Consider the following 13247-nt stretch of genomic DNA (forward strand, 5'->3'; position numbering starts at 1 on the left):
TCTTGGCGAGTCGGTACCCTTTGCAACCGAGACAGTCTCCAATCGAGGCTGCTCTTGTTGAGGTACTGCATGGCTTCGTTCATGAAGCAGGCGATGAGCTATCTGGGCCTCGGGCCCGACGACAGCTATGCTCTGCCGGCCGAGCGCGCCCTGCCGGGCGAAATGCCAGCGGCGGATGCTTTCGCCGATCAAACCAGCCAGAGCGGCGTCACGGTGGTCGAACGACCACCGTCGGCAACACCGCACTCGGGGGCGCCCGTACCGACATCGGCTGTGCGCCGGGTGGCGACATCGACAGCACAGCCGTTCGTGCTGATGCCCCGCATGTTCGACGACGCGCAGCAGATCGGCGATCGCTTCAAGCGCGACCAACCGATCATCCTGAACTTGCAAGGACTCGACCGCGACACAGCACGTCGGCTGCTGGATTTCGCCAGCGGCCTGTGTTACGCCCGCGATGGGGAGATGCGAAAGGTTGCGAACGCCGTCTACATGCTCGTGCCGGCAAATGTCGTGGTGAGCGACAGCGAACATCAAACGGTTCCCACAGAGGGCGTCGACCGCTGAAACGCTCCAGCGCGGGCCACCTGGCCGAACGATGAGAGGCCTGCTGTGCACGCTGACGAATTTGTACGTCTTCGCAGTCTTCGCTCGCGTTCTGTTCAGCTGGATCCCGCTGTCCCCGGACAGTCCAGTGATGGTGGTGCGGACCTGGTTGGTGCGGATCACCGAGCCGGTCATGGGGCCGCTTCGGCGGGCACTGCCTTCGATACGACTGGGCCGGGTTGCGCTTGATCTCTCGCCGATCGTGCTGATCATCGGATTGCAGGTGCTCGTGTCCGGCATGCTGCTGCGCTGTTGAGACGCTGGTACATTCCGCGCCATGGCGAGCCCGACACCCCCACCCGTCGAAACCCCCAGCACCGAAGGCGCTGCTGTGCTTGAGCGCCTCGGTGCGCAGATCGCGTCTCTTGCGGCACAGGTCACTGAGATCGACCATCGCATGACCAGCGTGGAATCGGGATCGCCATCGCGTCCGGTGGAGGTTCAGCTCTCGCCCGAGACCGTCGCACAGATCGTCGAGACTCTTGCGGAGCTCCAGGCAGCCGGTACTCAAGCACTGGATGCCGTCTTCAAATCAGCGACTGACGATCTCACCGAGGCGCTGTCGGGTCTCGTGCGGGCCGAGATCTCCAGGTCGCTCTCCGACGCCGGCTACAGCGTTGACGTCATCGAAGCAGTGGAACCCGATATTGCCCTCGAGCCCTTCCCGGCGAGCACCGGAGCGACCGCTGGGACCGTCGAAGTCGAGGCCGACGAGGATGACCAGGCCGAAGAGGACTTGATCGGCCAGGATCTGCCCGATGTCGAACCCGTGGCGGCGTCAGTGCGCTCTGGCCCCGAGCCGGCCGCCATGCCATCCATCGTCACACCGCTCGCCGCCAGTTCCGCTGGAGTTGCTGGCCGGACTGAGGCCGCCCCAGAGTCGATTGACGCAGCGTCGATCCGTGAAGCAAGTTCTGGGTTCGGCGATGATGACGTTGACGACGACGTTGACGATGATGACGTTGACGACCTCGTCGTCGATGCGGACCGGCCGCCGCTCGCGCTCGCGGAACTCGACGATCCCTTCCTGGATGCGCTGATTCGCAAGGAACCCCTGTCGGCCTAGGAGACGGCCGGCGGAGGACCCAGCAGGCCTAGGAGCCAGCAGGCCTAGGAGCCAGCAAGCCTAGGAGCCAGCAGGCCTAGGAGCCAGCAGCCTCTGCAAATACAGCGAGCTCAATCTCGGGCGCGTCCCCGCCGCCGAGCCAGTCGATCTCTTCAGCGAGGACCGCAGCTGTCACCAAGAGCTCGTGACGACGAATGTCGTCCAAGTTCGGTGGAGTCCAGCGGATCTTCAGGCTGATCCGGTCGGTGACATCGAGACCCGCTTCCTTGCGCGTTTGCTGAATATTGCGAATCAGATCGCGCGCGGCGCCCTCGGCTTCGAGTTCGGGTGTGACCGCGGTGTCAAGCACGACGACGAGCTGCTGAGCGTCGAGCACTGAGGCTGTGGCGGGGTCGGCGGGTTGCAGGCTCAACTGGAACTCGCCCTCGCGCAGCTGGTGCCCGCCTGCAACAACGGTGCCATCCGGTTCGGAACGCCAATCACCCGAACGAGCAGCGGCGAATACCTCTTGTGCTGCGCCGCCCAGTCGGGGCCCGAGCGCGGATCCCTCAGGACGCAACACGAGCGTCGCCACCGCGCCTAACTGGTCGCTCAGCACAACTTCTGCGACGTTGATTTCTTCTGCCAGCAAGAAAGCGAACGGTTCAAGCTGCTCGGCCCCCGCTCCGGCCACCGTGACGCGCCGCAACGGCAACCGCACTCGCAAGCCTGCGTCCTCGCGTACCCGCAACGCAGCGGAGGCAGCAGCGCGCACAGCGTCCATGCGCTCGACCAGCTCTGGGTCCCGCGGCAGCGCCACCGGATCCGGCCAGTCGCTCAGATGAACGCTGTCGCCGCCGGTCAGCCCACCGTAGATCTCCTCGGTGATCATCGGCAGCAGCGGGGCTGCCATGGCTGAGAAAATGCGCAGCACCGTGTACAGGGTGTCGAAGGCGTCAAGATCGCCGGTCGATCGGCCGGCGCCTACAGGTGAACCAATGGCGGCTTCGCCCCAGAATCGACCACGGCTGCGGCGGATGTACCAGTTGTTGAGGGCATCGATGAACGCCTGTAACTCGGCGGCCGCGCCAGGGAGGTCGTACGCGTCGAAGCTGGCCGTGACCGACTCCAGCGTGGCCCTCGTCTTGGCCAGCAGGTAGCGATCCAGCACGTTGTCCGAATCGACACGGAACTGCGCCTCGTAGCCGTCCGCGTTCGCATACAGCGTGAAGAACGCGTACGCGTTCCAAATCGGGATCAGTACTTGGCGGGCGACCTCATCGATGCCGGCGTCTGAAATACGCGTGTCACCGCCCCGGACGATATTTGTCGCCATCAAGTACCAACGCAGGGCGTCTGAGCCCTGATTGGCAAAGATGTCGGTGGGCTCGGTGTAGTTCCGCAACCGCTTGGACAGCTTGTTGCCGTCAGCCGCCAGCAAGATCCCATGGCAGATCACGTTCTGGAACGCTGGCTGGGAGAACAGCGCTCCCGCCAGGACATGGAGCGTGTAGAACCAGCCGCGCGTCTGATTGATGTACTCCACGATGAAGTCGGCTGGAAAGTTCTTCTCGAACCATTCAGAGTTCTCGAACGGGTAGTGCACCGCCGCGAAAGGCATCGAACCCGACTCGAACCAGCAGTCGAGAACCTCAGGCACCCGCCGCATCATCGAGCGGCCTGTGGGGTCGTCGGGATTGGGTCGCGTCAGCTCATCGATGAAGGGCCGATGCAGGTCGGTCGGACGCACGTCGAAATCAGCCCCCAGCTCGTCGAGGCTGCCGTAGACGTCAATACGGGGGTATTCGGGATCGTCGCTGACCCAGATCGGGATGGGCGAGCCCCAGAATCGGTTGCGGCTGATCGACCAGTCGCGAGCGCCCGCCAGCCAGTGGCCGAACCGGCCGTCGCGAACGTGGTCGGGCACCCAGTTGATCTGCTGGTTGGTCTGCGCCAAGCGATCCGAGATCGCCGTGACCTTGATGTACCACGAACTGATGGCCTTGTAGATGATCGGCGTGTCGGTGCGCCAGCAGTGCGGGTAGTTGTGTTCGTAGCTGTCGTGTCGCAGCACCCGGTCGCGACTCTTCAGCTCCGTGATGATCTGCGGATTCGCCTCGAAGACGTTCAGGGTCGCCCACGGCGACACTGGCTCGGTGAAGCAACCGCGATCATCCACCGGGACGGCATCGCCGATCTCTATGCCGTTGGCTTCGCAGATGATCTGATCGTCCTCGCCGAAGCCTGGCGCCAAGTGAACAACGCCGGTGCCCTCTGAAGTGTCCACGAAGTCGCCGCTGAGCACCCGGAAGGCTTCGCTGCGATGGTCGAAGAACTCGAACATCGGCGCATAGCGACGCCCCGCCAGCTCAGCGCCGCTCAGCGTTCCGACGACCGTGAACGGCTCAAGGTCTGCGGCATAGTGCTCGAGACAGTCAGATGCCAGCACGTAACGACCAGAACCGAGCGCCGGAGACTCCACAACGGCATAGGCAAGGTCCCCGCCGACGGCGATCGCCAGATTGGAAGGCAGGGTCCATGGCGTCGTCGTCCACGCCAGCAGCCGAAGGGGCCCGGCTGTGTCGCTTGCGCCCGCTGTGTGGCTTGCGCCCGCTGTGTCGCTTGCGCCGGCTGCGCCAGCCGTGTCATCGGCGTCGTCAAGCTCGAACCAGACCGTGATGGCGGGATCCTGGCGTGGCCTTGTGGCGTCGTCGAGCCGGATCTCGAAATTGGACAGTGGGGTCTCGGCGCCCCACGAGTACGGCATGACCCGGAATGCCTGGTAGACGAGGCCCTGATCCCAGAGTCGCTTGAACGCCCACATGACCGATTCCATGTAGGGCAGATCCATCGTCTTGTAGTCGTTGTCGAAGTCCACCCACCGGGCCTGTCGCGTGATGGTCTTGCGCCATTCGGCGGTGTACCGCAGCACCGAGTCGCGGCACTGGGCATTGAAGCGCTCGATGCCGAATTCGGTGATGGCGGCCCGCCCGCTCACGCCGAGTTCACGTTCGGTCTCCATCTCGGCGGGCAGCCCATGGCAGTCCCAGCCGAATCGCCGGTTGACACGGTGGCCGCGCATCGTCTGGTAACGGGGGATTACATCCTTGACGTAGCCGGTCAGCAGGTGACCGTGGTGGGGCAGACCGTTCGCAAAAGGAGGTCCGTCGTAGAAGACGAACTCGGCGTCCGCGGGGCGGTTGGAGATCGACGCCTCGAAGGTTCCCTCGTCCTGCCAGCGCGCAAGGATTCTCTCCTCGATTCGAGGGAAATCAGCTTGGGCAGATACACGTGGGTACAAGGTGTCGGTCGGCTCTCGCATCACCAGGGCCTCCTGCAGGCTGTGTCATCGTCCCAGCGATGGTGCGGGCTGGCCCACGAGATGGTGAGGGTACCCCTGGGACACGGAAATCGACGGAACCCATATCCGCCACCCGCTCCGAGGAGTGGAGACCTAGACTGCCGCTTCGCTGAGCAGGGGAGGGGCCATGGCTACTGCGAAGAAGGCTGCTGCCCGCAAGACTGCCGCGAAGAAGGCTCCGGCACCCAAGAATGCCGCGAACCCTTCCGGCGCCAATGCTGCTGCAAAGAAGACCGACGCCCGCAAGACCGACGCCCGCAAGACCGACGCCGCCTCAAAGACGGCTGCGAAGAAGACCGCACCACACCGCAAACCGGCGAAGCCGCGCTTTGGCGAAGTGTTCCTGGAGAAGCAACGCCAGGCGCTGTTGGCAGAGCGTCGCCGCTACACCGCGCACGCGGAGCGATACGAAGCCGAAGCCGAGCAGCTTGTCAACGAGCGCGAGCCCGGTGATGTGCAATTCGACGAGGAGTCCGGCGAAGGAGATTCCATCGCCGTCGAGCGCGATCGGGCACTGCAGATCTCTGCTCGAGAACGCGAGGAAATCGCCGAGATTGATGCTGCGCTCGCGCGTATCGAAGACGGCACGTACGGCATCTGCATCGTGTCGGGAAAGCCGATCCCCAAGGAACGCTTAGAGGCCATCCCGCACGCATCAATGCGTGTGGAGGTCAAGAGCAGCGGTCCGGCGTGGCGGCGGCCCTAGCTGGGCCCCAGGTGTTCGCGAACCGGCCGGCTGCCTCACGAGATCGCTTGGCGCGCAATTTCAAGGTCGCGATCTCCTCGCTCGTCGTTCTCTGTATTGACCAGATCACGAAAGCCTGGGCCGTCGTTGCACTCGACGATCGGATCATCGATCTGGTGTGGACGCTGCGCCTGCGACTCGTCCACAACACCGGCTTCGCCTTCTCGGCAGGGAGCGGTCTCGGTCCCGTACCGGCGCTGGCCGCCATCGTGATCATCGGCGTGCTGTGGTCGTCACGTCGGCGCGTCCGAGCAGGATGGGCTGCGAGCGGTCTCGGAGGGATCATTGGCGGGGCACTGGGCAATCTCACCGACCGCTTGTTTCGCGGGGCGGGCTGGGGTCGGGGTGCAGTCGTGGATTTTGTCGATCTTGGGTGGTGGCCGATCTTCAACCTGGCGGACGCCTCGATCACCGTCGGGCTCGTCATCGTGCTGTTCCACCTGTATCGCACTGAGAGGCGTTCCCTCCGAACCCCGGAGGGGGCGCCTGAGTGAACGAGCGACGCCGCAGGTTCGAGATCCCCGCCTCCCTGGCAGGGGAACGCCTCGACCGGGCGCTGTCGCTGCTGACAGGACGGTCACGGTCCGAGACGGCGAAGATGGTGGCCGACGGCTGTGTCCTGATCGACGGCGAGGTGTCACCTGTCGGTTCGAGGCGACTCTCGCCTGACGAAGTGGTCGAGGTGTTGCCAGATCGGGCTCCCGATGCCGTTCAAGAGCGGGAGCCTGAGATCGTCCCGTTCGATGTCCTGCATGTCGATGCCGATGTCGTGGTCGTGAACAAGCCCTCCGGCGTGGTCACCCATCCAGGCACCGGCCATTCCAGCGGAACGCTCGCTGACGCGCTCGTCGCGCGGTTCCCCGACATGGCCGAAGTCGGTCAACCTGACAGGCCGGGCATCGTGCACCGGCTGGACCGGGGGACGAGCGGGGCTCTGGTGTGCGCCCGCAGCCCACTGGCATACGAAGGCCTTATCGAACAGCTCTCGCGGCGAGAGGTTCGCCGGATCTACGCAGCCCTGGCACGCGGACACCCGCCCTCGCCCAGGGGCACCATCGATGCCCGCATCGGCCGAGATCCTCACAACCGCACGTTGATGGCGGTGATGGCCACCGGACGCGAGGCTCGCACGCACTACAGCAGCGTTGAGCTCTTCACGCACCCCGTCGAGGCATCCCTGCTTCGCTGCCAGCTCTCCACGGGTCGGACGCATCAGATCCGGGTGCATCTGGCCAGTATCGGGTTGCCCCTGCTCGGGGACCTCGCCTACGGCGTGCCCGATCCCTTCGGCATCAGCCGTCCGCTGTTGCATGCATCGCAGCTGACGTTCCAGCACCCCACCTCGGGTGCCGAGATGAGCGTTGCCGCTCCGATGCCCGCAGACTTCGTCGAAGCACTGCGAGAGTTCGGTTCGGACCCGTCGGCATTCTCGATGAACTGAGCCGGTGAATTGAGCCGGCGAACTCAGTGCCTCAGCGGAGAGGCGGCGATGCCCGGCAGCCCCGACGGCCTGGACTTTGCGCAGAAATGCCGCCACAGACGGCAAAATTGCGCAAAGAAGGCGTGACAGCAACTTTCCGAGACGTCACCTCTCCGCGCGGCCTCTAACTCGCTACGGCGTCTCGAAGGCGATTCCGGGCCACGGCGCGCGGCCGCGGGCCACCTCTGCCACAGCAGCGAGGCTGTAGGAATCGAGTTCGGCACGCATGCGATGCCCGACTGAGTCCCAGATCGCGAGCAGCACGCATTGCCCCTCGTGGTCACAGGCACCGTCCTGATGGGGCTGGCCGAAATCGCCGAGGGCAATCGGGCCGTCGACGGCCCGAACGATCATCCCGATCGTGATCTCGGAAGGGTCGCGTGCCATCACGTACCCACCCCCGACACCGCGCTTGGAGCGGACCAACCCGGCCCCCTTGAGCGCCAGCAAGATCTGTTCTAGATACGGCTGGGGCAGACCGGTGCGCTCCGCGATGTCGCGCACAGAGGTCGGCCTGCCGTTGTCGTTGAGGACCAGGGACAGCAACGCGCGGCTTGCGTAGTCTCCCCGCGTCGAGACTGCCACGCTGGCAGCGTAGCCCCGCCTCCACGGGTGCTCGTAGGGTCAGCGCTATGGACAGTGCCCTCGGCAGCGCCGTCGACAGCGAGCCGCTGGTACTCGAGCGTGTCCTGCCCGCTTATGGCGGTCGATGCATCACTGCGGTAGTTCCAGGGATCCTCGCTGGCGTAGAAACGGAACTCATCGGCGATCCCGTCGCTTCCGCTCCCACCGTGGTCATGCTGGTGGTCGACGGTCTTGGATGGCATCAGTTGCGCCGCAACAGATCACTGGCCCCGGTGCTCGCAGCAGCAAGCGACCGCACGCCACCCATCACCACCGTTGCGCCGAGTACGACTGCGACGGCCCTGACATCTCTCACAACCGGTGCTGCGCCGAGTGAACACGGCCTTGTCGGGTATCGGGTGCCAACGCCGCTGGGACTGCTGAATGCTCTTCGCTGGCGCGCCGGCGGCACCGACGTACGCGCTGCGCTGCCAGCCGACGAACTGCAACCCGTCGTGCCCTTTTGCGGTCAGCCGGCGGCGGTGGTGACGCGGGCGGAGTTTCGCCACAGTGGATTCACCATGGCTCACCTGCGGGGCGGCGCGTTCTGGGGCTGGCGCGACGCGAACGACATTGCCGAATGCGTCTTGAGCGCAGTTGCCGCGGGGTTTCGGCTGGTGTTCGCGTACTACGACACCCTCGACAAGGTCGCTCACGAATTCGGACTGGGCGACCACTATCGAGCTGCACTCGCTGAGGTGGAACGCCTCGCCGTTGAATTGCGTACCGGACTGCCTGGCGACACTCCGCTCATCGTCACGGCCGACCACGGCTTCGTCGAAGTGCTCGAACCGCTCGTCATGATCGACCCTGAGGTGACCGAACTCACCACCGGCTGGTCGGGTGAGGCCAGGATGCTGTGGCTGCACGCTCGCCCAGGTGCGGAACCCCAACTCGCTGGTGCGTGTGAGCGATACGCCGCCCTCGCAGAGATCGCTCCCGTGAGCCAGGTGCTAGACGAACGTTGGCTGGGCAACCATGTCTCGAAGGCGGCCAGGGGCCGTCTCGGCGATGTCGCGCTCGTTCCCCGAGGCCTGCAGGCCTTCACCATGCCCGATGAAGACCAGCCGCATCATGGCCTGATCGGCCGGCACGGAGGCTTGACCTCAGAAGAAATGATGGTGCCCTTCGCACAGCTGTAGCCAGGCTCACAAGCGGCTGCCGATTGGCTGTGATGCGACGTGTGCCCAGTGTCTACGGGGCTTTCTTAAGGCTTCGCCGACGGGGATCGCGCCCTCGCCAGATAGCATTTTGATGGTGGTCGGCGATTCGGTTCAGGACCCAGAACAAGGTGAACTGCTGAATAGCGGACCGCTCACGGAAGATAACGCCGACGATGAGCCCTTCGTTCCTGAACCGGCGAAGCTCATGCGTATCGGCGCCATGATTCGCAAGCTGCTCGAAGAAGTCCGCCATGCGGAACTCGACGAAGCAGGTCGCGACCGCATGCGCGACGTGTACCACTTGTCCGTCGAGGAGCTGGCAACGGCGCTGTCCGAACCGCTCGCTGACGAGCTGAACCGGATTGCGCTGCCATTCGACGAGGAAATCCCCTCTGGCCCTGAGCTTCGTATCGCTCAGGCCCAACTCGTGGGATGGCTCGAGGGATTGTTCCACGGCATCCAGGCAGCAGTGTCGGCGCAGCAGATGATGGCTGAGCGGCAACTGCGCAGCATGCGTGGCAATGCCCTCGAGGCCGGCGGCCAGCCCAGTCCAGCGAGGACAGCAGAGCGTGGCGGTGTCTATCTGTGATCGGGGCGAGATCGGTCGGCGGCAGTCGTTGCATGCCTGGCATCGCTGTGACAGAGGGCGCTTCCGCGCACTGAGCTAGCACTGAAGGATTTGTCTGGCCGGCCATTGGGGTTCGGTCAGCGAGCACCGCAGGGAGCGAGAACCAAAATGGCGCTCGAAGTAGAGACAAGGGACTGCACGGCACTCAGCGATGCCGAGATCTCCGAGATGGCCGAGTTGGTAACGGGTGAGAACGTTCACTTCGACGTCGGACATCTCTCCAAGCAACGGGATGCCTGGGTGCTCATCACCCACGTGCGAGACGGCACCAAGCTCGCCGCATACGGCTATTGCACCCTCGAGCGCGTCGGCGGCGATCCCACCGTGCTGATGGGTGCTGGTGCAACACGGCGCTCGGCCCGTCGTGACAGCGCACTGCGTGCGATGGTGACCGATCAACTTCGCCGCGCCGTGTTGGCGTTCCCCGACGAGGACGTGCTGGTGGCCTGCCAGATGGCCGACGCAGCTGCCTTCACGGCGTTCAAGCCGCTCGATCGGGTGGTGCCACGTCCCGGCTACGGGCCTAACGGCGAGGACCGCGCCTGGGGGCGGCGACTCGCAAAGCGATTCGAGGTTCAGGGCGAGTACAAGGCTCGAGAGTTCAAGGTCTATGGCGACGGTGGGCCCTCGTTCGTGCTGAACCACACCGCACCACGGCCCGAGAAGGTCGATCCGGCGTTGATCGCACTGTTTGACGGCTTCGACACAGCAAATGGTGATGCGCTGATCGCTTTCGGCTGGGCCACCCGGGAAGACCTCGCGAAGCTGCTGTAGCGCTCCCGGCCCATTGGGTCCCGGACGGGCTGAGCACCTGATCCTGTGAGCGGGGATTTCGGCGAACTCGCCCGCCGACGGCGGATGACCCGGCATTTCATGCCGGACCCTGTTGACGATGTGCTCCTGGCGCGGCTCCTCGATGCGGCCCGGCGCGTCCCCTCGGCCGGCAACTCGCAGGGTTTCGACTTCGTCGTGCTCAGCGGGGCCTCCCAGACGGCTCGGTACTGGGACGCGACGCTGCCGGCAGATCGTCGGGACAGCTTTCGTTGGGCCAGCTTGGTCGCCTGCCCGGTCCTGATCACCGTCTGGGCGGACCCAGGGGCGTACGTCGAGCGCTACGCAGAGTCCGATAAAGCACACACGGGGCTCGGCGAAGGCCCTGATGCCTGGTCAACGCCGTTCTGGACGGTGGATGCGAGCTTCGCTGCGATGGCGTTGCAGTACGCCGCGATAGACGCAGGTCTCGGAGTGCTGTTTTTCGGCATGTTCGAACAGGCCGAAGCAGTTGCTGGGGCGCTCGGCGTCCCGCCGTCGCATGAACCCGTCGGTGTGGTTGCTGTGGGATGGCCTGATCGATCAGCTGAGGCTGCGAGCGGACCCGCCGCGAGCCAGGGCAGACCTCGGCGTCCGCTCTTCGCCGAAGCGAACGAACCCGATCCCGAAGCGTTGAACGCGACGGTCGATCGCCCGCTGGTTCATCGGGGCCACTGGCTGGGGCACTGGTAAGTTGCTGCGGGGCGGCCGTGCTGGCGCGAGTCGGCTCGGTGCTGGCATTGCGCCCAGCCCCTGTACTGATCTCGACGTGAGAGGAACGCTGACGTGGGCGAGCAGGCTGAACCCAACCACCGATCTCCCACGACGACACCGACATGATTCCCGAGGAACGCTGACGTGGGCGAACAAGCTGAACCCAACCACCGATCTCCCACGACGACACCGACATGACCCCCGAGGAACGCTGACGTGGGCGAACAAGCTGAACCCAACCAGACTGGGCCGAACCAAATCTCCATGGTCGAGTACTTGCAGCTCGGCGACGACCCCCACTTGGTCGCCAACATCTGCGATGCCTGTGGGGTCACCTATTTCGATCGACGGAACGCGTGCGCCGCGTGCGGGACTCGCGAATTCTCGACGACCCGGCTGGCCAACACGGGCGCGGTGCGGGCGTTCACGATCGTGCACCGCGCTGCGCGGGGCGTGCCGGCGCCGTATGTGTCCGCGGTGGTCGATCTCGACGGAGGCGGGCGCGTGAAGAGCAACATCGTCAATGTCGAACCCACGCCCGAGAACGTGAGCCTCGGGATGCGCGTGCGCCTCGCAACCTACGTGGCCACTACCGACGACGAAGGCAACGAAGCCGTTGCTTTCGGATACGAGCCTTCTGCAGCCTGACGGCGCCAGCAGGGCCGCTGATAGCGACACCGATCTGACCGCATAACGACCGCATAACGACCGTATTCGACACAGACAGCATTCGACACAGACAGCATTCGACACAGACAGCATTCGACACAGACAGCATTCGACACAGACAGCATTCGACACAGACAACCAACAGCACCACCATTCACCACAGGAGAGCAGCCATGAGCAATCAGGACCCCGTCTGGATTCTCGGCACATCCATGACCAAGTTCGGCCGTTACGCCGACAAAGACCTGATCGACCTTGCAGCGCAGGCCTCGCTGGGAGCACTGGACGACGGCGGGGTGACCATGGCCGACATGGATGTCCTGGCGGCGGGCTGCCTCTACGAAGCCAACGGCGGCGTCGGACAGCGCCTCCAGAAGCAGATCGGCCAGACCGGCATTCCCGTCTACAACGTGGCCAACGCCTGCGCTACCGGCGCCACAGCGGTCCGCACGGTGATGATGGCGATCAAATCCGGTGAGGCGCAGATGGGCCTTGTTGTGGGCGTCGAGCAGATGGGCAAGATGGGCATGCTCGGTGGCGATCGGGCCGCCCGCTCCGACAAGAACGTGTTCGAGCGCAAGGGCCGCTTCGGCTCGGTGGTCGGCGTCGAGGGGCGCTTGGGCACCAACATGATGCCGGGCGTGTTTGCCCAGGCCGGCATGGAGTACGCGTATGAGAACGATGGCGTGGGTTTCGAGCAGTTCGCCAAGGTGGCTCAGAAGAACCACGAGCACTCCACGCTGAACCCGCTGGCGCAGTACCGCAAGGCGTTCACGCTGGAAGAGGTCATGGGCTCCGAGGTGATTGCCTACCCGAACACGCTGTTGATGTGCTGCCCCACCGGTGACGGCTCTGCAGCGGTCGTGCTGGTCTCTGACGAGAAACTGAAGACGCTGCCACTTGAGCAGCAACGACGCGCCGTCAAGGTCTCGGCTTCGGTGCTGACCTCAGATCCCTGGACCGAGGGCTGCCAGGTCCAGCCTGATGTCAACACGCTGACCCGCAACGCAGCCGACGCTGCTTACGAGGACTCGGGCGTCGACCCAGCCGATCTCGACCTCGTGGAACTGCATGACTGCTTCGCGACGGCCGAGCTGCGGCACTACGACAACCTGCGCCTGTGCGAACCCGGCGGCGCCGGTGAGTGGATCGACCGGGGTGGTCCGTGGCGTGACGGCGAGATCCCGGTCAACGTGTCGGGTGGCCTGCTGTCCAAGGGGCATCCGATCGGCGCGACCGGCGTGGCCAACCTGTTCGAGGTCGCGACGCACGTTCGTGGCGAGGCGGGCGATCGTCAGGTCCCCGACGCCAAGGTCGGTCTGGCCCACGTCATCGGCCTCGGCTCCAGCTGCGGCGTGCACATCCTGGAGCGCTCAGGCCTCTAGCCCGAACGCAACCATCG

At 64.8% G+C, this 13247-nt stretch carries 14 protein-coding genes; 12 read left to right on the plus strand and 2 right to left on the minus strand.

All coding sequences use genetic code 11. The features are described from left to right. The first annotated feature begins 69 nt into the window (after positions 1–69). The 3 genes from ACOCMM_RS10930 to ACOCMM_RS10940 all read left to right on the plus strand — a co-directional run bounded on the left by ACOCMM_RS10930 (position 70) and on the right by ACOCMM_RS10940 (position 1672). Positions 70–567 carry a cell division protein SepF gene (locus tag ACOCMM_RS10930; protein ID WP_419553189.1) on the plus strand — a complete coding sequence of 166 codons (498 nt, stop codon included), beginning with the start codon at positions 70–72 and terminating at the stop codon, positions 565–567. Positions 568–628: 61 nt separating this feature from the next. Continuing rightward, positions 629–862, plus strand: a complete 234-nt coding sequence (locus ACOCMM_RS10935; RefSeq protein ID WP_419553190.1) for a YggT family protein — start codon at positions 629–631, stop codon at positions 860–862. Positions 863–883: 21 nt separating this feature from the next. Beyond that, positions 884–1672 carry a hypothetical protein gene (locus tag ACOCMM_RS10940; protein WP_419553191.1) on the plus strand — a complete coding sequence of 263 codons (789 nt, stop codon included), beginning with the start codon at positions 884–886 and terminating at the stop codon, positions 1670–1672. 76 nt (positions 1673–1748) lie between these two features. Here the strand turns inward: ACOCMM_RS10940 and ileS are convergent, their stop codons facing one another. Beyond that, a complete protein-coding gene (ileS, locus tag ACOCMM_RS10945; protein ID WP_419554861.1) occupies positions 1749–4973 on the minus strand; it encodes an isoleucine--tRNA ligase in 3225 nt (1074 codons plus the stop codon). A 166-nt stretch (positions 4974–5139) separates the two neighbouring features. Here ileS and ACOCMM_RS10950 point away from each other — a divergent pair, with 166 nt between their 5' ends. Genes ACOCMM_RS10950 through ACOCMM_RS10960 form a run of 3 tightly spaced genes read left to right on the plus strand, consistent with a single transcriptional unit; the run spans position 5140 to position 7198 of the window. Then, the gene (locus ACOCMM_RS10950; protein ID WP_419553192.1) at positions 5140–5718 is read left to right on the plus strand and encodes a TraR/DksA family transcriptional regulator; all 579 of its coding nucleotides are present in this window, start codon (positions 5140–5142) and stop codon (positions 5716–5718) included. A 47-nt stretch (positions 5719–5765) separates the two neighbouring features. Beyond that, positions 5766–6251 (plus strand): signal peptidase II, encoded by a 486-nt coding sequence (gene lspA, locus ACOCMM_RS10955; protein ID WP_419553193.1) that lies wholly within the window; start codon positions 5766–5768, stop codon positions 6249–6251. Further along, the gene (locus tag ACOCMM_RS10960) at positions 6248–7198 is read left to right on the plus strand and encodes an RluA family pseudouridine synthase (RefSeq protein WP_419553194.1); all 951 of its coding nucleotides are present in this window, start codon (positions 6248–6250) and stop codon (positions 7196–7198) included. The genes lspA and ACOCMM_RS10960 overlap by 4 nt, the downstream gene beginning before the upstream one ends. A gap of 171 nt (positions 7199–7369) precedes the next feature. Here the strand turns inward: ACOCMM_RS10960 and ACOCMM_RS10965 are convergent, their stop codons facing one another. Next, positions 7370–7822, minus strand: a complete 453-nt coding sequence (locus ACOCMM_RS10965; protein ID WP_419553195.1) for an RrF2 family transcriptional regulator — start codon at positions 7820–7822, stop codon at positions 7370–7372. A gap of 47 nt (positions 7823–7869) precedes the next feature. Here ACOCMM_RS10965 and ACOCMM_RS10970 point away from each other — a divergent pair, with 47 nt between their 5' ends. The 6 genes from ACOCMM_RS10970 to ACOCMM_RS10995 all read left to right on the plus strand — a co-directional run bounded on the left by ACOCMM_RS10970 (position 7870) and on the right by ACOCMM_RS10995 (position 13230). Continuing rightward, complete coding sequence (locus ACOCMM_RS10970) at positions 7870–9003, plus strand: alkaline phosphatase family protein (protein ID WP_419553196.1); 1134 nt, start codon at positions 7870–7872, stop codon at positions 9001–9003. A gap of 112 nt (positions 9004–9115) precedes the next feature. Beyond that, positions 9116–9613, plus strand: coding sequence for a proteasome activator (locus ACOCMM_RS10975; RefSeq protein ID WP_419553197.1), 498 nt, complete (start codon positions 9116–9118; stop codon positions 9611–9613). Positions 9614–9760: 147 nt separating this feature from the next. Then, on the plus strand, positions 9761–10426 hold the full coding sequence (locus tag ACOCMM_RS10980; protein WP_419553198.1) for a hypothetical protein: 666 nt from the start codon (positions 9761–9763) through the stop codon (positions 10424–10426). Positions 10427–10510: 84 nt separating this feature from the next. Beyond that, on the plus strand, positions 10511–11155 hold the full coding sequence (locus ACOCMM_RS10985; RefSeq protein WP_419554862.1) for a nitroreductase family protein: 645 nt from the start codon (positions 10511–10513) through the stop codon (positions 11153–11155). A 285-nt stretch (positions 11156–11440) separates the two neighbouring features. Next, a complete protein-coding gene (locus tag ACOCMM_RS10990) occupies positions 11441–11824 on the plus strand; it encodes a Zn-ribbon domain-containing OB-fold protein (protein WP_419554863.1) in 384 nt (127 codons plus the stop codon). 194 nt (positions 11825–12018) lie between these two features. Beyond that, complete coding sequence (locus tag ACOCMM_RS10995; protein ID WP_419553199.1) at positions 12019–13230, plus strand: thiolase family protein; 1212 nt, start codon at positions 12019–12021, stop codon at positions 13228–13230. Positions 13231–13247: the final 17 nt, after the last annotated feature.

It is taken from the genome of Candidatus Poriferisodalis sp. (assembly GCF_965198245.1).
Classification (GTDB): Bacteria; Actinomycetota; Acidimicrobiia; order Acidimicrobiales; family Poriferisodalaceae; genus Poriferisodalis.

Coding starts and splice junctions, on each gene's coding strand:
- ACOCMM_RS10930 (WP_419553189.1), top strand. CDS start 70: ATGGCTTCGTTCATGAAGCAGGCGATGAGCTATCTGGGCCTCGGGCCC.
- ACOCMM_RS10940 (WP_419553191.1), top strand. CDS start 884: ATGGCGAGCCCGACACCCCCACCCGTCGAAACCCCCAGCACCGAAGGC.
- ACOCMM_RS10950 (WP_419553192.1), top strand. CDS start 5,140: ATGGCTACTGCGAAGAAGGCTGCTGCCCGCAAGACTGCCGCGAAGAAG.
- ACOCMM_RS10990 (WP_419554863.1), top strand. CDS start 11,441: ATGGTCGAGTACTTGCAGCTCGGCGACGACCCCCACTTGGTCGCCAAC.
- ileS (WP_419554861.1), bottom strand. CDS start 4,973: ATGCGAGAGCCGACCGACACCTTGTACCCACGTGTATCTGCCCAAGCT.
- ACOCMM_RS10995 (WP_419553199.1), top strand. CDS start 12,019: ATGAGCAATCAGGACCCCGTCTGGATTCTCGGCACATCCATGACCAAG.
- ACOCMM_RS10970 (WP_419553196.1), top strand. CDS start 7,870: ATGGACAGTGCCCTCGGCAGCGCCGTCGACAGCGAGCCGCTGGTACTC.
- ACOCMM_RS10975 (WP_419553197.1), top strand. CDS start 9,116: ATGGTGGTCGGCGATTCGGTTCAGGACCCAGAACAAGGTGAACTGCTG.
- ACOCMM_RS10980 (WP_419553198.1), top strand. CDS start 9,761: ATGGCGCTCGAAGTAGAGACAAGGGACTGCACGGCACTCAGCGATGCC.
- ACOCMM_RS10985 (WP_419554862.1), top strand. CDS start 10,511: ATGACCCGGCATTTCATGCCGGACCCTGTTGACGATGTGCTCCTGGCG.